General features: G+C 64.2%; 17 protein-coding genes. 10 read left to right on the forward strand and 7 right to left on the reverse strand.

What is annotated here, in order from left to right; all coding sequences use genetic code 11:
- Positions 1–12 precede the first annotated feature (12 nt).
- The 4 genes from ACR65W_RS12545 to ACR65W_RS12560 are packed head-to-tail and all read right to left on the reverse strand — an operon-like array spanning position 13 to position 5,216.
- Entirely contained in the window at positions 13–1,083 is a 1,071-nt protein-coding gene (locus tag ACR65W_RS12545; protein ID WP_434501515.1) for a quinone-dependent dihydroorotate dehydrogenase, read from the reverse strand.
- Positions 1,080–1,424, reverse strand: coding sequence for a DUF952 domain-containing protein (locus tag ACR65W_RS12550; RefSeq protein ID WP_434501514.1), 345 nt, complete (start codon positions 1,422–1,424; stop codon positions 1,080–1,082). The genes ACR65W_RS12545 and ACR65W_RS12550 overlap by 4 nt, the downstream gene beginning before the upstream one ends.
- A gap of 31 nt (positions 1,425–1,455) precedes the next feature.
- On the reverse strand, positions 1,456–3,639 hold the full coding sequence (mdoH, locus tag ACR65W_RS12555) for a glucans biosynthesis glucosyltransferase MdoH (protein WP_434501513.1): 2,184 nt from the start codon (positions 3,637–3,639) through the stop codon (positions 1,456–1,458).
- A 32-nt stretch (positions 3,640–3,671) separates the two neighbouring features.
- Positions 3,672–5,216 (reverse strand): glucan biosynthesis protein, encoded by a 1,545-nt coding sequence (locus ACR65W_RS12560; RefSeq protein ID WP_434501512.1) that lies wholly within the window; start codon positions 5,214–5,216, stop codon positions 3,672–3,674.
- Positions 5,217–5,462: 246 nt separating this feature from the next.
- Between ACR65W_RS12560 and glmU the strand changes: the two genes are divergently transcribed.
- The 4 genes from glmU to glmS all read left to right on the forward strand — a co-directional run bounded on the left by glmU (position 5,463) and on the right by glmS (position 9,465).
- Positions 5,463–6,824, forward strand: a complete 1,362-nt coding sequence (glmU, locus tag ACR65W_RS12565) for a bifunctional UDP-N-acetylglucosamine diphosphorylase/glucosamine-1-phosphate N-acetyltransferase GlmU (RefSeq protein WP_434501511.1) — start codon at positions 5,463–5,465, stop codon at positions 6,822–6,824.
- 38 nt (positions 6,825–6,862) lie between these two features.
- Positions 6,863–7,135: a hypothetical protein gene (locus ACR65W_RS12570; RefSeq protein WP_434501510.1), complete on the forward strand. Its 273-nt coding sequence runs from the start codon at positions 6,863–6,865 to the stop codon at positions 7,133–7,135.
- Positions 7,132–7,524 carry a type II toxin-antitoxin system VapC family toxin gene (locus ACR65W_RS12575; protein ID WP_434501509.1) on the forward strand — a complete coding sequence of 131 codons (393 nt, stop codon included), beginning with the start codon at positions 7,132–7,134 and terminating at the stop codon, positions 7,522–7,524. The genes ACR65W_RS12570 and ACR65W_RS12575 overlap by 4 nt, the downstream gene beginning before the upstream one ends.
- A gap of 111 nt (positions 7,525–7,635) precedes the next feature.
- Positions 7,636–9,465, forward strand: a complete 1,830-nt coding sequence (gene glmS / locus ACR65W_RS12580) for a glutamine--fructose-6-phosphate transaminase (isomerizing) (RefSeq protein WP_434501508.1) — start codon at positions 7,636–7,638, stop codon at positions 9,463–9,465.
- A 5-nt stretch (positions 9,466–9,470) separates the two neighbouring features.
- On the opposite strand, the gene ACR65W_RS12585 is transcribed toward glmS, so the two are convergent.
- Positions 9,471–10,970 (reverse strand): FAD-dependent oxidoreductase, encoded by a 1,500-nt coding sequence (locus ACR65W_RS12585; RefSeq protein ID WP_434501507.1) that lies wholly within the window; start codon positions 10,968–10,970, stop codon positions 9,471–9,473.
- Positions 10,971–11,173: 203 nt separating this feature from the next.
- Here ACR65W_RS12585 and ACR65W_RS12590 point away from each other — a divergent pair, with 203 nt between their 5' ends.
- The gene (locus ACR65W_RS12590; protein WP_434501506.1) at positions 11,174–11,998 is read left to right on the forward strand and encodes an ABC transporter permease; all 825 of its coding nucleotides are present in this window, start codon (positions 11,174–11,176) and stop codon (positions 11,996–11,998) included.
- A complete protein-coding gene (locus ACR65W_RS12595) occupies positions 11,988–12,749 on the forward strand; it encodes an ABC transporter ATP-binding protein (RefSeq protein WP_434501505.1) in 762 nt (253 codons plus the stop codon). The genes ACR65W_RS12590 and ACR65W_RS12595 overlap by 11 nt, the downstream gene beginning before the upstream one ends.
- On the opposite strand, the gene ACR65W_RS12600 is transcribed toward ACR65W_RS12595, so the two are convergent.
- Positions 12,728–13,894 (reverse strand): LptF/LptG family permease, encoded by a 1,167-nt coding sequence (locus ACR65W_RS12600; protein ID WP_434501504.1) that lies wholly within the window; start codon positions 13,892–13,894, stop codon positions 12,728–12,730. The two genes, ACR65W_RS12595 and ACR65W_RS12600, sit on opposite strands and share 22 nt — an antisense overlap.
- A 122-nt stretch (positions 13,895–14,016) precedes the next feature.
- A complete protein-coding gene (locus ACR65W_RS12605) occupies positions 14,017–14,910 on the reverse strand; it encodes a hypothetical protein (protein WP_434501521.1) in 894 nt (297 codons plus the stop codon).
- A 170-nt stretch (positions 14,911–15,080) separates the two neighbouring features.
- Here ACR65W_RS12605 and ACR65W_RS12610 point away from each other — a divergent pair, with 170 nt between their 5' ends.
- The 4 genes from ACR65W_RS12610 to hrcA all read left to right on the forward strand — a co-directional run bounded on the left by ACR65W_RS12610 (position 15,081) and on the right by hrcA (position 19,817).
- Positions 15,081–16,358 (forward strand): glycosyltransferase, encoded by a 1,278-nt coding sequence (locus ACR65W_RS12610; RefSeq protein ID WP_434501503.1) that lies wholly within the window; start codon positions 15,081–15,083, stop codon positions 16,356–16,358.
- Between the two features lie 84 nt (positions 16,359–16,442).
- On the forward strand, positions 16,443–17,708 hold the full coding sequence (locus tag ACR65W_RS12615) for a glycosyltransferase (protein WP_434502715.1): 1,266 nt from the start codon (positions 16,443–16,445) through the stop codon (positions 17,706–17,708).
- 168 nt (positions 17,709–17,876) lie between these two features.
- The gene (locus tag ACR65W_RS12620; protein ID WP_434501501.1) at positions 17,877–18,647 is read left to right on the forward strand and encodes an outer membrane protein; all 771 of its coding nucleotides are present in this window, start codon (positions 17,877–17,879) and stop codon (positions 18,645–18,647) included.
- Positions 18,648–18,731: 84 nt separating this feature from the next.
- Positions 18,732–19,817, forward strand: coding sequence for a heat-inducible transcriptional repressor HrcA (hrcA, locus tag ACR65W_RS12625; protein ID WP_434501500.1), 1,086 nt, complete (start codon positions 18,732–18,734; stop codon positions 19,815–19,817).
- Positions 19,818–19,842 lie beyond the last annotated feature (25 nt).

Below are 19,842 nucleotides of genomic sequence, written 5' to 3' on the forward strand. Positions count from 1 at the left end.
CGCTGGTTTGTGTCACGGTATTGACGCACTCGCGAACGCCACCGCATTTCTGCCCACCATCGTCGAAAGCACCGGTTTTTCGTTCGCAAGTTGTTCCGCCAACCCGCGCTTGATGCGCGTGACCAGCCCTGGCCCTTCATAAACCAACGCGGAATAAAGCTGCACGAGCGTCGCGCCCGCTTCGATCTTGGCGAGCGCCGCATCGGCGCTGTCGACGCCGCCGACGCCGATCAGCGGGAACTGTCCTTCAACGCGCAAAAATGTTTGCGCGAGCATGCGCGTCGAGAGATCGAACAAAGGCGCGCCGGAGAGGCCGCCGCTCTGCTTCGCAAATGGCGAGCGCAGCGTCGGGGGCCGCGAAATCGTCGTGTTCGACACAATCATGCCGTCGATGGGCTGATCGCGTGCGACGCGCACGATGGCGTCGAGCTGTTCGAGCGTGAGATCGGGCGCGATTTTGAGGAGCAGGGGACGCCGAATGGGCGCCGCGTCGCGCGCCTCGATGACGCGCGCGAGGAGATCGGACAGCGCTTCCGGCTCCTGAAGATCGCGCAGGCCGGGCGTATTGGGCGAACTTACATTGATCGTGAAATAGCTCGCGACGTCGGCGAAGGCATGCACGCCCGCGACATAGTCGGCGACGCGATCGCCAGCGTCCTTGTTGGCGCCGATGTTGACGCCGACGATTCCTCGCCGCGCGCGCTTCGACAGGCGCGCCAACGCCGGCGCATGGCCTTCATTGTTGAAGCCGTAGCGATTGATGACGGCGCGATCCTCGATGAGTCGAAAGGCGCGGGGACGCGGATTGCCGGGCTGCGCGCGCGGCGTCAGCGTGCCGACTTCGACGAAGCCGAACCCCAAACCGAGCATCGCGTCTGGGACTTCGGCATTTTTGTCGAAGCCTGCCGCGAGGCCGATCGGATTGGGAAAGTCGAGCCCGAAGGCGTGGACCGCGAGACGCGGATCATTCGTCGGCGGCGCGCGACGGGGCAGCAGTTTCAGCGCCGCAATCGTCGCATGATGCGCCGTTTCAGCGTCGAGCAGACGCAAAAGCGGCGATGCGATCGCGAAGGCGTCCGTCATTCCAGGACGGCCGAAAAATCGTGCCGGCCGTTCGCGCCTAAGGGCAGCGGATGGACGCGCGCAACCGACTCGAGAGGAAGCGGCGCATAAAGATGCGGGAAGGGCGCGCCGCCGCGCGAAACCTCCCATCTGAGCGCCTCGCCGAGCGCGGCGGCGTTCACCGCGACGAGCAGCAGATCAGTTTGGCCGGCGAAATATTTCGCCGCTGTTTCCTCGACCTGATCCGCGGCCGAAAAATGAATGAAGCCGTCGGCGAGGTCGACCGCCGCGCCGCTAAAGACGCCCGCCGCCTCCGCCGCGCGCCACTCGGATTGCGAAACGATTTTGTAGATATGAGTCACCGGCCCACCAGCCTTTGCTCCACGCGCCGAGTCACTCCGCGGCGTGCGGGGTTCTCTGCGCAGCGGCCGCCAGCGCGGCGCGGCGCGGCAGACGCGCGATCATGCCGATGAGCGCGCGGTCGGAGAGCGCCACCAGCCGCTCGCCGCGGTTCAGCCAATTGACCGCGTCCTCGATCGTCTCGGCGTCGGCGATTTTCGTTTCGGCCAAGGCGCGGTCCGCGGTGATCTGACCGCGCTGCCTCGGGCGTCGTGTCGGCAGCCAGCTTTCGTGCAGCGCGCGCAACTCCGGATCGGCGTGGATGGCCAACAGACCATTGACGTCATCTTCCCCGGCGCGCGCCAGCGCTTTCGAGAGCGCCTTGCCGCGCTTGGCGATCGGCGGCGTCGTGGTTTCTTCGGGTGTCGTCAGCACGCCGGCGCGACGAAACATCAGGCCCAGCCAACGTTGACTCGTCGCCCAGGAAATCAGGATCGCAAGCACGAGGCCGGCGATCGTCGGCGACATCCAGGCGACGAGCGAGGGCGAAATCATGAAGCCTGCGATGAGGCTTAAGAGGCCCAGCGCCACGTGCCACATGTGGCGGCGAACGATATCGCCAAACGGCACCGAGCCGTCGTCGCGTCGCTGGGGATCCCAACCGGTATCGAAGCCGAAAACGATGTGCAGCACATGGCCGGTCTGAATCAGCATCATGATCGGCGCCAGCAGGGCGGACAGCACGACTTCGAAAAGGGTCGAGATCAGCAGCATGATCACGCCGCCGGAGCCTTTGCGCGTTTCCGGCTCATAAATGGCGACGATCAGGCCCAACATCTTGGGGGCGAGCAGAATGCCCATCGTCAGTCCGAAGAGTTCGAGCGACCGTTCGGCGTCGAAGCGCGGGAAGGTCGGAAAGAGCGCAAATTCGCCGGTAAAATATTCGGGTCGGAAATAGCTCGCCTGGAAGACGATGACGATGCCGATGAGAAGTTGCAGCAGCCAGAGCGGCGATGTCAGATAGCCGAAAATGCCCGTGAGAAAATGCTGCCGCGACGCCCAGTGAAAGCCTTTGCCGAGCAGTACCCGCGAATGCTGCAAGTTGCCCTGACACCAGCGGCGGTCGCGAATCGACAGGTCGATCAGGGAAGGCGGGCTTTCCTCATAGGAACCGCCGAGCGTCGGCGTCATGTAGACCGCGTATCCGGCGCGGCGGATAAGCGCGGCTTCGACGAAGTCATGGCTCAGGATATGGCCGCCCCAAGGCGGCCGGCCGTGCAAGTCGGGCAGGCCGCAGTATCGGGCGAAGGCCTCCGTGCGGATGATCGCGTTATGCCCCCAATAATTGCCGTCGCGGCCCATCCAGGCCGTCAGGCCCATCGCGATGACGGGGCCATAGATGCGCGCGGCGAATTGCTGGACCCGGGCGAAGAGCGTGTTCCGATTGATGATCAGCGGAAGGGTCTGGATGATGCCGCTGTCGGGGTCGGCCTCCATTGCGGCGGCGAGCTGCACGATGGTCGGCCCGCTCATCAGGCTGTCGGCGTCGAGCACCACCATGTGCTGATAGGCGCCACCCCAGCGCGAGACGAAATCTTCAATATTGCCCGCCTTGCGTCCGGTGTTCTTTTCACGCCGGCGGTAGAAGATTCGCGCCTGTGGGCCCAGCCGGCGGCGAATGCCGATGAAGGCGCGCTCTTCGGCGACCCAGATGTCGGGATTGGTGGTGTCGGAGAGGAAGAACCAATCGAAATGCGCGCCAAGGCCGGTCGCTTGCACGTCTTCGTAGATCGTCTGCAGGGCGGCGAACACTCGGCTCGGCGCCTCATTGTAGATCGGCATCACGACGGCGGTGGTTTCGGCGAGCGCCGTCGGCAGAGCCGGGCGCCGGCGCCGGCGCATCAGCAGGGCGAAGCCAACGACGCAGCTCGTGAAGGACAGCGCGATCCAGGAGAAGTTCAGCACGAACAACCCCAGCAGCGCCCACTTCAATGTCGTCACCCCGCCGACGTCGACGACCTTATACATCTCGTGAGCGCCATAGGCGGTCAGCGCCAAGCCGCCGCCAAAGGTGACAATCCTCGCAAGCCATGGCGTGCGCCACAGCCAAGGCGCCTCGGTTTTGCGCCGCTGCCGCTTGTCGAATTTGAAAAGGCTTTGCGCCGGCATCGACAGCCGGCTCTCGATCGGGGTCGGCGGGGCGGCGGCGGGATCGGAGCTGGCGGTCCGCCATGCCATTGCCCGCGGCGGATCGTCTGAAGGAGCGAGGGTCACGACGTCCATCGATAAAGCCAGGTCTCGCTGATCGGTCGCTCGTCGGACTGCAAAACGAGCCGAAGCTCGCAGTAGTTCTCGCCGGCAGGGTCTACGTCGAAGACGACGCGGCAGGACTTTGCCGACGGATTTAAATAGGTGCGAATATTCGTCGCCAATCCCGGAGAGGTCGTCAACGCTGCTTTCAGCTGCGTTGTGCGTTGAGGGTCCGCCAACACGTCGCCGGAAAACACGACAATAAAACGGCGGAGCTTGCCGTCCGGCGCACGGCCCGAGCGCGCACTCATGGCGATCGCCAGCGGCGGCCGCGTCGGCGGCTCCCAGCACCAGAACTGCCGATAGGCGAAGGACGTCTCCTTGCCGGCGACGAGAGCGGTTTTGGGCCGCCAATAGGCGACGATATTGGCGTTGATTTCGGACTCCGAGGGAATTTCGACGAGCTGCAGGCCGCCTTCACCCCACTCGCCGAGCGGTTCAATCCATAGCGACGGCCGGCGCTCCCAGTGCTGCTGGTCGTCCTCATAGTCGTCGATGTCGCGCTGTCGGATCAGCGAACCAAAGCCCTGCGGACTGTCGTCGACAAAGGAGGAGAATTGCAGGATCTCACGGTTCGACACGGGTCGCCAGAGCCATTCGCCCTGGCCGCTGAGCATCTGAATGCCGTTGATGTCGGCGACCATCGGCCGCCAATCGTCGAGCCTGGGGCGGTCGAGCGGCGTAAAGAGCGAAGCCCCGGCAAAGCCGGCGATTCCCAAATGATCGACCGCCGTGCGCGGATAGAGCGTCAACTCCGTGTCGATGAGCGTCGCTTCGCCGGGCCGCAGCGTGAAGCGATAGACGCCGGCGACGCTGGGCGAATCGAGCAGAGCATGGATGACGAGCGCGTTGTCGCCGAGCGCGGGCTTCTCGATCCAGAAACTGCGGAAGGCGGGGAATTCCTCGCCGCGCGGATCGGCTGTTCGGATGGAGAGGCCGCGCGCCGTGACGCCCAGATTCTGCCCGCGCGCGACGGCCCGATAGAAACTCGCCCCCTGGAATATGGCGAGTTCCGCTTCGGCGCCGCCATTTTGGGCGTGAAGCACCCGAAAGCCCGAAAAGCTGAGGTCTGGAAGCGTCTCCGGGACATTGAGCGCGCCATAGTCGAAGCGGCTCGCCTCATAAGGCAGTCGCGCGGCGGCGGCGTTCTCCACGACGTAGATATCCACAGCAGCCGCAAAAATATGGCCGCGGTGAAGCGGCTCGATGCTGAAACCCGTGTTGTCGTAACGCCAAATCGCCGCGTCGGGCCTCGTCTTGATCCCGACGAATTGTTCGTAGGAGAGATTAGCGAAGGGTTCGGGCAGGTCGGTTCGCGGCGGCGTATATGGCTTTGCGGCCAGCGCGCGGGCAAGTTCGACCACCATGTCGCGCGAGAATGGCGCAGACTTTTGAACAGTCGGGGGAGCAGCCTGACCGGCGGTCCCCGCGCTTGCCGGCGGCGGAACGATCCCCGCCGCGATTACGCCCAAGCCCGCTTTCAAAACATCTCGACGTTCAAACATGAGCTACCGAAGGAGGCCGATCCGCAGTCCATGAACGGGTGATTGAGCCTTTTTGCGGCGCTCGGCAGGCGACAGCCCCTCTATACAAGAAAGCTAAGGAGACAAAATGGTTTTCTTGGCGGTTTTTGAGGGCTGCGCGCGAAAGCCGCGGCGGCTTGCGCTCCGCCGCTCGAATCTGCCAGAACCTCGGCCTGAGCGGCGTCGCGACGCCGGCTCCTTACGCCAACGTCTAGCCTTGGGCGCCAGATGCCGAAATCCAGAAGCGCGCTCGCGATCGTCCTCGCCGCCGGCGAAGGCACGCGGATGAAATCCGACCGGCCGAAGGCGCTGCACGAGGTCGCCGGCCGCTCCATGCTCGCCAATGTGCTGTCGAGCGCCGCGACGGCGGGCGTCGGCCGCGTCGCCGTGATCGTCGGCCCGGGACGCGATGACGTCGGCGCTGAAGCGCGCCGCTCGATCGCTGACGCAGAGATCTTTGTGCAAAGCGAAAGGCTCGGCACGGCGCACGCCGTTCTCGCCGCGCGCGCCGCCATCGCGGAAGGATGCGACGACCTGCTGGTGCTTTTCGCCGACACGCCGCTGGTGACGGCGCCGACGATCGGCGCCTTGCGCGCCGCCCTTGCCGGGGGTGCCGCCGTCGCCGTTCTTGGCTTTTGGGCTGCGAACCCCTTCGGCTACGGACGGCTGCTGCGCGACGACTCGGGACGTCTCGTCGCCATCCGCGAGGAAAAAGACGCCACCGATGAAGAACGCGCGGTCACGCTTTGCAACGGCGGTCTGATGGCGATCGACGGCGGAGAGGCGGTGCGCCTGCTCGAAAAGATCGACAACAAAAACGCCAAGGGCGAGTTCTATCTTACCGACGTGGTCGAGTTCGCGCGCGCCGACGGACGCGAAACGAGAGTCGTCATCGCCGACGAAACCGAAGTTCTCGGCGTCAACGACCGTATCCAGCTCGCGCAGGCTGAGGCCCTCGCGCAGACGCGTCTTCGCCGCGCCGCAATGGCCGCGGGCGCGACGATGACCGCGCCGGAGACGGTTTTTCTCTCCGCCGACACCGTGATCGGCCGCGACGTGACGATCGAGCCGCATGTCGTCATCGGACCGGGCGTTGAAATCGCCGACGGCGCGGTGATCCACGCCTTCTCGCATCTTGAAGGCGCGCGCGTCGGCGAACGCGCGAGCGTTGGTCCCTTCGCGCGACTGCGTCCGGGCGCGGCGCTCGCCGAGAAAGCCAAGGTCGGGAATTTCGTCGAGATCAAGAACGCCAATGTCGCGCCAGGCGCCAAGGTCAATCACCTGTCCTACATCGGCGACGCCGACATCGGCGCCAACGCCAATATCGGCGCAGGAACCATTACCTGCAATTACGACGGCTTCCTCAAATATCGCACGACGATCAGCGAAAACGCCTTTATCGGCTCAAACTCGTCGCTTGTCGCGCCGGTGACGATCGGGCAGGGCGCCTATGTCGGGTCCGGCTCCGTCATCACCAAGGATGTTGCGCCAGACGCGCTCGCGGTGGCGCGCGGCCGGCAGATGGAAAAGGCGGGCTGGGCGGTCTCGTTTCGTATGGCGCAGGCGGCGAAAAAAGCGAAGGTGGAATAGGCCGGACTTTCTTTCACGCTCATGCTAAATTGCGCGCGATGATTGCGCTTTCCCGTAAGACCGAGGTCCTGGCTGAGCGCCTCGCGGCCGCCCGGCGGGTCTCGGTCGATGAGGCCGTCCGTCAGGCGCTGGAAGCGTCCGCGCGGGCGGTGGGCGTGTCGCCGGCGCAGCGATCCGCGCGCGCGCCGAGCGACGCCGAAATCGCCGCGAAAAAAGCGCGCATCGACCAACTCGTCGCGGAAATTGCCGCCTTGCCGATCCTCGATCCGCGTTCTCCGCAGGAAATCATGGACGACATCAACGAGCTATGATCGTCGTCGATAGCTCGGCATTGATCGCCATCGTCCTGAACGAGCCGGAAAGGGAGGCGTTCGAGGCCATCGTCATCTTCGAGCGGCGTGATGTCGGCCGTCAATGTGCATGGTCCGCATGCGTTTTGCGCGCGCGCCTCGGTGAGGACGGCGTTGCGCTCATGTGGCGGCTTATGGCGGAATTCGAGATTGAGATCGCGCCCTTCGACGCGGCGCAGGCGCGCGCGGCGATCGCCGCCTATGGGCGCTACGGCAAAGGCGTCGATCCCAAGGCGCGCCTCAATCTCGCCGATTGCGCCTTCTATGCGCTCGCCAAGACCCTCGATTGGCCGCTGCTTTTCAAAGGCGCCGACTTTTCGGCGACCAACGTGCGCGCCTGTCGTTTATGAAGCTTGCGGTGAGGCCGAGCGAGCGGGAGCCTCCCTCAACCCTGATTCGCGTCTTTACTCGCGCCCATTCGCTTTGGCGGCGCTCTTGCTATTATGCTTTTGGAGGTTGTCATGTGCGGCATTGTGGGAATCATCGGAACGGCTCCGGTCGCCGGGAAAATCGTCGAGTCGCTCAAGCGTCTCGAATATCGGGGCTATGATTCCGCCGGGATCGCCACTCTGGAGAACGGGCGGCTCACCCGTGTGCGGGCGAGCGGAAAGCTCAAGAATCTCGAAGAAAAGCTCGCGACCGCGCCGCTCTCCGGCGCCATCGGCATCGGCCACACGCGCTGGGCGACACATGGCCGCCCCACCGAGAACAACGCCCATCCGCACGCCAATGACCGCGTCGCGGTGGTTCATAATGGCATCATCGAAAATTTCCGCGAGCTGCGCGCCGAACTGACGGCGAAGGGCCATGTCTTTTCGAGCGAGACCGACTCCGAGGCCGTCGCCCATCTTGTCGCCGACGCGCTGCGCAATGGCGCGACGCCGGAAAAAGCCGTCGCTGCGGCGTTGAAGCGGCTCAAGGGCGCCTTTGCCCTCGCCTTTCTTTTTGAGGGCGAAAACGATCTGCTGATCGGCGCGCGGCGCGGTTCGCCGCTTGCCGTGGGTCGGAGCGACGAGGGCGTCTATCTCGGCTCCGACGCCTTGGCGCTCGCGCCATTCGCGACCTCCATCGCCTATCTCGAGGAGGGCGACTGGGTGACGCTGACGCGCGACGGCGCGCGCTTCCATGACGCCAGCGACGCTTTGGTCGAGCGGCGCTTTCAGCCGCTGACGGCCGGATCCTTCCTGGTCGACAAGGGCAACTATCGCCATTTCATGGCCAAGGAGATCCACGAGCAGCCGGAGGTCGTCGGCCGCACGCTCGCGCATTATCTCGATCTCGCCGAGGGCGTCGTGCGCCTGCCGTTCGAACTCACATTCGATCCGCGGACGCTCTCGCGCGTGACCATTTCGGCCTGCGGCACGGCCTATTACGCCGGTCTCGTGGCGCGCTACTGGCTTGAGCGCTTTGCCCGCCTTTCGGTCGAAATCGATATCGCGTCGGAATTTCGCTACCGCGAAGCGCCGCTGCCCGAGAATGGATTGACGATTCTGGTCTCGCAGTCCGGCGAAACCGCCGATACGCTCGCCGCGCTGCGCTACGCCCGCGAGCAGGGCCAGCACATTCTCTCGATCGTCAATGTCGAAACTTCGACGATCGCGCGCGAGAGCGACACGGTGGCGCAGACATTGGCGGGACCCGAGATCGGGGTCGCCTCGACCAAGGCCTTCACCTGTCAGCTCGCGGTTTTCGCTTGTCTAGCATTGGCGCTGGGCCGCGCGCGCGGCGTGCTGAGCAAGGAGCGCGAACGCGAACTGGTCGCCGAGCTCGTCGCGGCGCCGGGGCAGATGGCGCAGGCGCTCGCGCGCGAGGAGCAGATCGAACCCGTGGCGCGCGACGTGGCGCGGGCCTCAAGCGTGCTCTATCTCGGTCGTGGACCGGCCTTTCCTCTGGCGCTGGAAGGCGCGCTGAAGCTCAAGGAGCTCTCCTATATCCACGCGGAGGGCTATGCGGCGGGAGAACTGAAACATGGGCCGATCGCGCTCATCGACTTCGCCATGCCGGTGATCGTGCTGGCGCCCCCGGACGCCAGCCTCGAGAAGACCGTATCGAACCTGCAAGAAGTCGCCGCGCGCGGCGGCCATCTGATTCTGATCGGCTCGCCACATGCGCGGGACGCCGCGGCCGCCGAGCTCGCCGGTTTCATCGAAATGCCGGAAAGCGTCGCGGGCCCGTTCGCGGTCATCGTCTACGCCGTTCCGGCGCAGCTCCTCGCCTATCACGTCGCGACCTTCATGGGCAAAGACGTGGATCAGCCGCGCAATCTCGCCAAGAGCGTCACGGTGGAGTAGGGCGCTCAGCCCCTCGTGATGATCTCGACGGCGTTCTGCGCCTCGACGAGGGCGCTCTCGACCGCCGGCATGCCCTGACCGTCCGAATGGGCCAGCAGGACGTTGCCGAAGCGTTTTGGCAAGGCGCGCATCGTGGCGACGATCCCCGGCGCGGCGATGAGGTGATGGTGGCCCCAGCGCGTCAGCCGCACCTCGGCGAGCCGCGCCTTGCCGAACGCCTCCGGCAGGAAACGTCGCAGCTCTTCGACGATCGGCGCGGCGAAGGCGGCGCGTTCGCCCGCGAGCAGGCGGGCGCGACCCGCGCGAGGGTCTCGAAACGGCGCATAGACGGTCAGGACGCTGTGATCCTTGGGCCGCTCGGCGGCCGGCAGGACCGCAGTCGCGCTGATCGCGTCGCTGAAGCTCTGGGCGCCCAGGGCCCAGCTGTCATAGGGCAGCTCCGCCGGCGGTCCCTCGAAACAGCAGTTGGCGACGAGATAGCTGCCCTGCCGCAACCGGGTCATTTGCGCCGTTGCGGCGGGATCGACGCCGCGCAGAATGCGGCCCGCGAAAAAGTAGGGCGCGGCGACCACCGCCCAGCGCGCCTCGAGGCAGCGCGGCGCTTCTGGATGTCGCGCATCGAACCAGCCCACGCGGGCGTAGCCGCCTTCCGCCGGCTCGATCGCGTAAACCGCGGCGCCCGTGACGACGCGTCCCTCGCCGGCGCGTGATATGCGCGCCGCCAAGGCGCGGGCGATCGCCGCGTTGCCTCCTGGGAAGGCGTAGATCGGCGCGTTGATCTCCGAAAGAAAATTGACGCCCGCATAGGCGGATATTTCGGCCGTGGGCGCGCCGAGCGCCGAGAGGCTGTAGGCGTCAAGCAGGCCGAAGAGTTCGGCGTCGATATGCTCGCGCCGCAAGAATTCGTGCAGGGAGAGCTGGTCCAGCGCAAGCGCCGACTCCGACGCCTCCCCGATCGGAATCTTGGGAAAGTCCGGGCTCTCGCCGAGACGGCGCAAAAGCGCCTTTAGCCGCTCATAGCCGCCGCGCCATTCCCGCTCCCGGGGATCCCCCGCGCCGGCCGCCCCTGACAGCGCTCTGTCGACCGGTTCGCTGACAGGGCGCGGCGCGAGGCCCAGCGTCTCGTAAAGCGCCATGAAACGATGTGATATGTCAACGATATAGGCTGATCCGAGCGCATAATCGACATCGCGCCAACGCTCGGATTTGGCGACGCCGCCAGGATCCGACTCGCGCTCAAGGACGAGCACGTCGCGATCCCGTAGCAGCGCCGCGACGGCGAGGCCGGCCAGACCGCCGCCAATAACGACGACGTCGACGCGCCGCTCGGGGGCCGAAAGCGGAGCGCGCCAAAGCCCGTCGCGGATCGCGTGCATTGGCGCGAAACTGTCGCCCGTCCATTCGCCCAGCTGATAGGGCGGCTCTGGCGCCGCTTCGGCGCTCGGCAGGATCAACTGAGTCGCCAGAGCGCCCAGTCCGGCGATCGTCGCGCGACGCGTCACCATGGCCGCTTCCCAAGACAATAAACTCGATACTGCATGCCGTTCCACTAAGGGTGAGCGTCGCCATTGACAGGGGGCGGGCTGAACTGGTCTATGCGGGCGACGCCGCGCCAGGCGCGATAGCTTCGATCGGCGCACGATCCTGTCCGAGGGACGCCTCGCGCTTTTCGAGACCAAGTTCTGAACCTGAAAGGACGCGCCGACACTTGCTCGCCTCGATCCCTCCTGTCTATGTCGCGCCCTTCGAACGGGCCTGGCGCAACCGGGAGCTTATCCGCGCCGTCGTGCGGCGCGAGTTCATTTCCCGATTTCGCGGCTCGGCGCTTGGACCGCTCTGGGCGGTGCTCTCGCCGCTCATCATGCTGCTCACCTATACCGCGCTGTTCTCGATCACGGTTCCGCAGCTTTCCGCCGGCATGAGCGTCACCGACTATGCAAGCTCGATTTTCATCGGGCTTATTGTCTTCAATCTGTTTAGCGAACTCGCCTATCGAGCGCCAATGCTCTTGCACGAGCATGTCAACTTCGTGAAGAAGTCGATTTTCCCCAGCGAAACCATCGCCTGGACTGCGACGATCCGGGCGTTCACCTACGGTGGAGTGGGCTTCGCCGTCTACATCGTCTTTCGGTTGCTGACAGCAGGAACGATTCCCTTGACGATCGTGCTGACGCCATTCCTGATCGCGCCCTTTTTTCTCTTTACCATTGGCATAGTGTGGTTTCTGATGGCGCTCGGGGCGTTCACGCGCGACGTCGCCCATATCATGGCCTCCGTCGTGCCGGTGCTCATGTTCGCGACGCCGATCTTCTATCGCCTGGACCAGATCGCCGCCATGTCCGGATCGGTCGCATTGTGGCTGCGTCTCAACATCGTCGGCGATTACATCGAGATGCTGCGCGGCCTTGCGCTCGATGGAACAATTCCAAACGTCTTCGGCTATTTCGCGCTTGTCGCGATCTCCTACGCGGTGTTCCTTGGCGGCTATCAGTTTTTCATGCGCTACAAATCGGTCATCGTCGATGTCATCTGAGCCCACTATCCGCTGCGCGGGCGTCGGCAAGGCTTTCCAGCTCTATGCGCATCAGAACGATCAGCTCAAGCAGATCCTGTTTGGCCTATGGAAGAAGTTCTATAAGGACAAATGGGTTCTGCATGACGTCAATTTCACGGTTGAGAGAGGCGAGCGCGTCGGCATCGTGGGACGCAACGGCGCCGGCAAAACAACGCTGCTGCAGATTCTGTGCGGCATTACCCAGCCAACGAAGGGCGATTTCAGGGTCGGCGGTCGTATCGCGCCAATTTTGGCGCTCGGCTCGGGCTTCGACGGCCTGTTGACGGGGCGCGAAAACGCCCGCATCGGCGCGGCGATCCTGGGGCTGTCGCGCAAGGAGGTCGACGCGTGCATCGAGGACATCGCCGCCTTCGCGGACATCGGGCCATTTTTTGAGCAGCCGATGCGCACCTATTCGATGGGCATGATCGCGCGAGTGGCTTTCGCGATCTGCGCCTACGCCAAGGCCGACGTGCTCATCGTCGATGAAGCGCTTTCGGTCGGCGACGAAATATTTCAGCGCAAGTGCGAGAAATACATCGCCGAATTCGCCAAAACCGGCACCATTCTGATGGTGTCGCACGATCTCAACTTTCTCGCCTCTCTGTGCAACCGCGTGCTCTGGCTGGAGGACGGCGTCGTGCGCGAGATCGGCGACCCGGCGAAGGTGGTCGCCGACTACCGTAAGGCGATGCGCGCCGAAGAAACTCAGGCGAGCGGCGTCGCGTAGGCGTCCCGCGCGGATGAAGCGCGTTGGCCGCGAAGGCGCTTGGGCTTTGGGCTGCGGTTGAGCCGGGCAAGCAGCCAAACTGAAACGCCGACTTCGGCGAGGGCGAGCGCGGCAAGCAGCAAGACGAACAGCCCATTGATGCGCAGGAGCGATTCGAGCGCGACGAGAAAGCCGATGTGCACGGCTGGAACCGCAATCGTGGCGAGGCCTCCCGCCGCGCCACGCCGGCCGGTGATGTTCCCGAATGTCAGGACGAGCGCCATCGCGAGGAGCGTATGGGCAAAGGCGAGCGCCGGCACGCCGAAGCGCTTCGCCGCCTCGGCCGTCCACTCTCCAAGCTGGCGCGGATCGCCCCGCGCCGCAGCATAATTGGCGAGAAAGGCCCCGGCCGACAATTCATAGACGCCGCGCCAGCCCCGGTCGGGCAGCGATGCGCTGCCCTGCATCGGCAACGCCATGGCGTATTCATCGAAATTGGCGATGCGCACGTCGCCCGTCGTCAATGAGCGCGTCTGGATGCTGCCGTTGGAGAGCGCGACGATCACCCCTGATTCATTGCGGCGAAATTCCGCGCGCGCCGCCGTCACCGTCTCTTCCTGCATCTTTTCGATCGACAGCTGACGCACGAACAGATTGACCGCAAGGTCAGGCGTCTCCCAACGCTCGATGTAGAGCGTCTTCACGCCATTGTCGAAGGTGTAGAAATGCGCCGCGTCGAGCATGCGATGGTTGAGCGAATTGCGCACGACATTGAGCACATCCTGCATGCCGCTCGAATAGTAGGGCGCCGCGAAATTGGCGAGCAGATAGCCGAGGACGACGACGCCGGCCGCCAAGACCAGCGCGGGGCGGCAGATGGCCCAGACGGAAAGGCGCAGCGCGTAGAGAACGGCGACCATGCCTTCGCTCGCCATGCGGCCGAATTCGAGCGCGGTGGCGACGCCGACCGCCATCGGCAGCGTCACATAGGCCACGGTCGGCGTCACCCCGATCAAAGCGGGAATGACAAGGCCGCCGCGCACGGCGGCCGGCGGCAGTTGGTAAAGCAGATATGACAAGACGACCGGAATGGAGAGCGCGAACTGCACGATGAGCACGCCGAACCCGATGCGCTTGAACAGATAGCGGAACAACAGGCGCGGCATGGCGGGGGCTCCGCGCTATCGCTCGGCGTCGCGCCGAGCGGCAAAGAAAGCTCGCGTCGCGACGCCCAAGCGGAAGAGCGGCGCGCTGGAGTCAAGCCGCGCACGATGCGAGACGCCGCGCGTCATTGCTTGAACCTCGCCCAGGCGGCCTGCGAATAATGCGTCCACGCCTCATCGAACACGCCATTCTTCGGCAGCGCTGTCGCGCCGGCCCAATGCGCGAAATAGATCTCCTTGCCTTCGTAGTCGACGGGCTTGCCGTTCTTAAATTCTACGCCTGGCGCCTTGTAGAAGCTTTCGTGGGAGGCGCCCGCGATGACATTCGGCAAAAGCTCGATTTTCAGGCCCCGGCGGTGCGTGACGAAATTGACGAGCGGCTGAGCGAAGAGCTGACCGCGCTTGCGCACGTCATGGAAAATTACGGCGTCGTCGCGGATCGTATTGATGAAATCGGACAGCTTCAGATATTGGTTCGATGTGACCCAGAAGCCGTCATTGAAGAGGAGCGCGTCCTTGAGAAACGGATAGTGGTCGCGCCTGTCGTTGTAGACATATTCGAAGCTCGGCGAGGCGACGATGAACTCCGTCTTGCCCTTGTCCAGACGGCCGAACAGCGGCGTGAAGTCGCGAAACAGAATGACGTCCACGTCGACATAGGCGACTTCATCAAGCGGCAGCGCGAGCGCTTGCAGCTTTCGCAGCCGACGGCGGTTGGCGTTGAAGATGCCGGGATATAGTTCGTGCGAGAGCTTGTCGATTTCGGTCGGCTCTTCGCCGACGTAATGCGCCCCGTAAATTTCCGCGGCGCGGCGCGTCATGCCAACATTGTCGTCATAGGGAATGAGATAAAGCGGCAGCGCGGAATTTGTGTCTTGGTAGCTTTCGAGAAAAGGGAGCAGCCAGTCGATGATTTTGTCATTGCCGACAATGGCGACGCCGTATCGCTTGGCGGGGGCGGGGCTGGCCCCCGCGGCGCCCTCGGGCGATAAGACTGGATTTGGAACGTGAAGCCTCATATAGGGGATGTATTTGAAAATGGCGGGCAAAAGCAAGGGGCGGCTCGGCATTGAGGGAAGATGCGGGTCGGGACGCCTCAATCTGAAACAGCAGCGAGTCGGCGCGCCTGAGAGGCCGAGCGCGCGATTTTCGTAAGGCATTTGAGAACGATCGACCATGTTGCAGCACGATGTCTGATACGATGGGCCACATTTCGTCATTCGCGGCGCGCCGGGCGGAGACCGCCGGCCCGCCGGCGCGGCCTTTTGCTGGCAAAACCGTCGCCGTGGTTCATGCCGCTTGGCACAGTTGCGGCAGTTATCAGGTGAACATCAGTCAGATCGCCGCCTATAAGGCGCTTGGCGCGCGCGTCGTGTCTGTCGCGATGATGGACGATCTCGCGCCCCGTCCACCGCGCGGCGGGCGCTGGACAACCTATTTTGAGGCGTCGCGCGACATCGGCGCCGATCGCCGCTTCTATTCGGGCGCGCCGTTCTCCGCCTTGGCGTCCCGGTTGCTCGTCGATGGCTGGTGGCGACTGATCCACGGCGATCAGGCGTCATGGCTCATCGAACTCGCAAAGCGCGCGCCCTTGCCCGAAGGATTCGAGAGCGAGTCGATCGACTTCATTCACGCCAATCATTACTTCACGCTGCCCTTCGCGGAAACGCTGATGCGCGGCCGTAAAGTTCCAGTCGTTCTGGAGACGCAGGACATTCAGGCGCGCCAATATGTGTTGCGCAACAAGGGCGGGTTCTTCGTCACGCCCCATGCGACTTACGACGACATGCTCGAGGTCGAACTCTCATGGATGCGCCACGCCGATCTTTGCGCGCATCTCAACGAGGAAGAGCATCGCGATTTTCAGAAGCTCCTTCCGGAGTTGCGACATGCGCTCATCTATCCGGCGGTGGCGTCGGCGCCCTTGGCGCGCGGACGCGACATCATCATCGTGGCCAGCGACAATTATGCCAATTACATGAGCCTTCGCTGGTTCTTGCAGGAGGTCATGCCCTTTGCGGGCGGCGCCCGCGTCGCGATCTACGGCAATATCGACGGCGGCGTGAAGAGACGCGACGCGGCGCTCTATGAGTCGCATCGCGCCTTGTTCAAAGGCCGCGTTGACGACATCGGCGCGGTTTACGCCAATGCCGGCTGCGTGCTGCTCCCGACTGTTGAAGGCCACGGCCTGTCGATCAAGGCGGTCGAGGCGCTCTCCAGTGGCGCGCCCCTGATCGCGGCCCCGCTGGCGTTCCGCGGCATGCAGGTCAATCCCGCCAAATTGGGAAATGTCGCTCTCGCCGAAAACGCCAGGCAATTTGCGGCGTTATGGCGTGACGCTCAGGCGCGGGCCGAAAGCGGAGAACCTGCAGAGCCGGAGCGAAGCGATACGCGCCGCCTGTACGAAGACGCGTTCAGCCCCGAAGCCTATGCGCGCGCTTTGGCGATGGCCGCCGCAACGCTCTGAATCAGGCCCCGTAAAGCTACGCGGTAATTGTCGGAACAGTTGAACTCTGCTTAGGCTGCGGCTCGCGGAAGCTGGAGGAACGGGTTGAGAGCATCAAGTGATTGCTTGGCCTGCGCGCAGCGTCCGCTTCTTGGCCGGCGCGTCGCGCTGATCCACCCGGCTTGGCACTCCTGCGGCACCTATCGCGTCGTCCTTGGCCAGATCGCCGCCTATCGCGCGCTGGGGGCCGAAGTTTTTCCGATCGCGGTCAGTTCCGATCCAGGCTTCGTTCCGGGCCGGAACTGGCTTTGGAAATCTTTCAACCAGGCGACTCCGGAACTTGATGGCGGCGCGCGCTATTACGGCGGCGCGCCGGTCCACGCGATGCTCTCGCCCCTTTTTTTGCGTCACGTGCTGTGGCCCTATCTCCATGGCGATCAGGCGGTGGTGCGTCTCGCCATGGCGGAGCGCGCGCGGCTGTCGCGCGCGATCGAGGGCGCGACTTTCGATCTCGTTCACTGCAATCACTTTTTTCTGATGCCGATTGCGCGCCGTCTCGCGCGCGGCGCCGCGCCGATCCTGCTCGACACGCATGATCTGCAGGCGCGGCAATTCGCGCTGATCAACGAAACAAAGTTCTGGCTTTCCCCACGCGCCTCCTATGAATCGATGTTGGCGCAGGAACTTGAGGCGATGCGCGGCGCCGATCTGCTGCTGCATCTCAATGCGCAGGAGGCCGAAGACTTTCGCGCGTTGGTTCCAGAGAAGGCGCATGCGCTGCTCTATCCCGCAACGCCTGAGGCGCCGACCGGTCCCGGCGGGCCGGACATCATTCTTGTCGCGAGCAACAACACCGCCAATGTCGAAAGCGTCGTCTGGTTTTTGCGCGAAGTCGCGCCGAAAGCGCCGGGCGTCACGGTGAAGATCGTCGGCAACGTCGACGCCGGGGTGCGTTCAAAGGCGCCGGAGCAATACGCCGCTTATAAGGACTGGTTTCTGGGCCGGGTGGAAGATCCCGGCGCCGTCTACGCGAACGCCCGCCTCGCGCTGCTTCCGACGATCAGCGGAACTGGACTTTCGATCAAAACGGTCGAAGCGCTGTCGAGCGGCCTGCCGCTGATCGCCACCAGGCAGGCGATGCGCGGGATGGATGAGGAAGCGTTGAGCCTTCCTGGCGTCGTCATTGTCGATTCGGCTCAAGAATTCGCCGACGCGCTGAGCCGGGCGGTCGCCAGCGCGCCTTTGGACGAAGCGGGGCGGCGCGGCAGCCCGGCGCGCCGCTATTACGAGTCGCGGCTTTCGCTCGCGGCCTATAAGGCGAGCCTCGGCGTCCTCGCAGCGGCGCTGATCAGCGCCGGATCAGGGGAGTAGATTCCGGGAAAATCAGCATGTTGCGCGAAAGTGTGTCCCATCGGCAACGGCGCCCGAAAAACGCCGTTGCATGCCTTTGCGGTAATTACGTCTTAGGTTTGATGGTGATACTTTGCATTCGAAACTGCCGTTCGTCCCAAGCGGACGAGCTTATTGGAGGCGCCTCGGATGACTTTCAGAACTTATATTGTTGGCGCCTTTGCGTCGGTGCTGGCGGTGAGCGCCGTTTCGGCGGCTGACCTCCCGATTTACAAGGCTCCGCCGCCTCCGCCGCCGCCGCCGGTCTTCAGCTGGGAAGGCTTCCACATCGGCATCAGCGGCTCTTACGCCGGCGGCGTTTCCAGCCAATATTCGCAAACCTACTTGCTGACGCCCGGATCCCTCCTGGCGATTCCGACAGCGACTTCGTTCGGCACGAGCGGATATTTGGTCGGTTACCAGAACGGCTATAACTGGGTGTTCGCCAACGGTCTCGTCGCTGGTTACGAAAGCGAATTCAACTACGCCGACGTTCGTGCGACGAATGCGGGCTCCTCTTTCGGAGGCGGCGCCAGCAGCCGCCTGCAATGGTTTGGCATGGAGCGCCTGCGCTTCGGCTACGCCTTCGGCCGGTTTCTGCCTTACATCACTGGCGGCCTGGCCTATGGCAAGGTGCGTCCCTATGGCCAGCAGGGTGTGTTCCCCGTCAGCCAGTCCGTGTGGCAGGGCGGTTTCGCCATCGGCGCCGGCATCGAATACGCCATCCTCGACAATTGGACCGTCAAGGCGGAGTACATCTTCACCCGCATGAAGGGGGCCAGCAGCGCGAACCTCGCCTTCCCGATCGGTTACCGCACCGGCACCGGCAACTACCTGGATACGAACATCGCCCGCATCGGCGTGAATTATCAGGTCAAGAGCTTCGGCGCGCTGATCGGCATGCCTGAACTCGGCCTCTGATCGACCGTCCTCCCCGACGTCGACAAAGCCCGGCCGCGCAGCCGGGCTTTTTTTGTTGGCGCTCCGATGCGATATTCTCGTGGAATGATCCGCAACGCCCCGCTTGCCCACCCTTCGGCTCTGAGCCTCGCGCAGCTCAGCGAGCGCTCCCGCGAAATCTTCAGGCATATCGTCGACAGCTATCTCGCCTCAGGCGATCCGGTCGGCTCGCGCAATCTCGCCCGGCTCCTGCCGATGACGCTGTCGCCCGCCTCGGTGCGCAATGTCATGCAGGATCTGGAGGAGCTCGGCCTCATCTATGCGCCGCATACGAGCGCCGGACGTCTTCCAACCGAGCTTGGCCTGCGCTTTTTCGTCGATTCCATGCTGCAGATCGGCGACGTTGAGGAGAATGAGCGCGCGCGCATCGCCGCCGAAGTTGAAGCGGCTTCCAAAGACCATGATTTTCCCGGCGTCCTCGCGGAAGCGACCAGTCTGCTGTCGGGCCTGACGCGCGTCGCCGGCGTCGTCGTCGCCTCCAAGGACAATGTGCGCTTAAAGCAGATCGATTTCGTTCGGCTCGAGCCCGAGCGGGCTCTGGTCATTCTGGTCGCCGACGACGGATCGGTCGAAAACCGCGTGATTCCCGTCGCACGCGATCTCCCGGCCTCAGCGCTTACGGAAGCAGCGAACTATCTGAATGCGCGCGTCTGCGGACGGACCATCGCTGAAGCGCGCGAGAACATTGAAGGCTCGCGCCGGGCCGCGCAAATGGAGCTTGACGAACTCGCGGCGCGGATTGTCGAAGCCGGGCTGGCGACCTGGGCGGGCGCCATGGGCGAATCGCGGCAGCTGATCGTCCGGGGGCAGGCGCATCTTCTTGAGGACCTGACCGCCGCCGTCGACCTCGAACGCGTTCGGCTCCTGTTCGCGGATTTGGAAACGAAGACGGAGGTCATCGACCTGCTGGAACGCGCCGAGCTAGGCGAAGGGGTCCGCATCTTCATCGGCTCGGAGAACAAGCTGTTCTCGCTCTCTGGCTCATCGATGATTGCTGCGCCGCTGCGCGACAGCGAACGCCGGATCATCGGCGCGCTCGGCGTCATCGGCCCGACCCGGATCAACTACGCTCGGATCGTGCCCATGGTCGACTATACGGCCAGGGTCGTGGCGCGAGTCATCGGAGGGTAAAGCGGCTGCTCAGGCGGAGCGGGCG

This window comes from Methylocystis sp. (assembly GCF_051062815.1).
In the GTDB taxonomy this organism is placed as follows: domain Bacteria; phylum Pseudomonadota; class Alphaproteobacteria; order Rhizobiales; family Beijerinckiaceae; genus Methylocystis.

Bases quoted from the DNA above. Each gene is read 5' to 3' on its own strand.
- ACR65W_RS12545 (WP_434501515.1), bottom strand. From the start codon at position 1,083: ATGACGGACGCCTTCGCGATCGCATCGCCGCTTTTGCGTCTGCTCGAC.
- mdoH (WP_434501513.1), bottom strand. From the start codon at position 3,639: ATGGCATGGCGGACCGCCAGCTCCGATCCCGCCGCCGCCCCGCCGACC.
- ACR65W_RS12560 (WP_434501512.1), bottom strand. From the start codon at position 5,216: ATGTTTGAACGTCGAGATGTTTTGAAAGCGGGCTTGGGCGTAATCGCG.
- glmU (WP_434501511.1), top strand. From the start codon at position 5,463: ATGCCGAAATCCAGAAGCGCGCTCGCGATCGTCCTCGCCGCCGGCGAA.
- ACR65W_RS12570 (WP_434501510.1), top strand. From the start codon at position 6,863: ATGATTGCGCTTTCCCGTAAGACCGAGGTCCTGGCTGAGCGCCTCGCG.
- ACR65W_RS12575 (WP_434501509.1), top strand. From the start codon at position 7,132: ATGATCGTCGTCGATAGCTCGGCATTGATCGCCATCGTCCTGAACGAG.
- glmS (WP_434501508.1), top strand. From the start codon at position 7,636: ATGTGCGGCATTGTGGGAATCATCGGAACGGCTCCGGTCGCCGGGAAA.
- ACR65W_RS12585 (WP_434501507.1), bottom strand. From the start codon at position 10,970: ATGGTGACGCGTCGCGCGACGATCGCCGGACTGGGCGCTCTGGCGACT.
- ACR65W_RS12595 (WP_434501505.1), top strand. From the start codon at position 11,988: ATGTCATCTGAGCCCACTATCCGCTGCGCGGGCGTCGGCAAGGCTTTC.
- ACR65W_RS12600 (WP_434501504.1), bottom strand. From the start codon at position 13,894: ATGCCGCGCCTGTTGTTCCGCTATCTGTTCAAGCGCATCGGGTTCGGC.
- ACR65W_RS12605 (WP_434501521.1), bottom strand. From the start codon at position 14,910: ATGAGGCTTCACGTTCCAAATCCAGTCTTATCGCCCGAGGGCGCCGCG.
- ACR65W_RS12610 (WP_434501503.1), top strand. From the start codon at position 15,081: ATGTCTGATACGATGGGCCACATTTCGTCATTCGCGGCGCGCCGGGCG.
- ACR65W_RS12620 (WP_434501501.1), top strand. From the start codon at position 17,877: ATGACTTTCAGAACTTATATTGTTGGCGCCTTTGCGTCGGTGCTGGCG.
- hrcA (WP_434501500.1), top strand. From the start codon at position 18,732: ATGATCCGCAACGCCCCGCTTGCCCACCCTTCGGCTCTGAGCCTCGCG.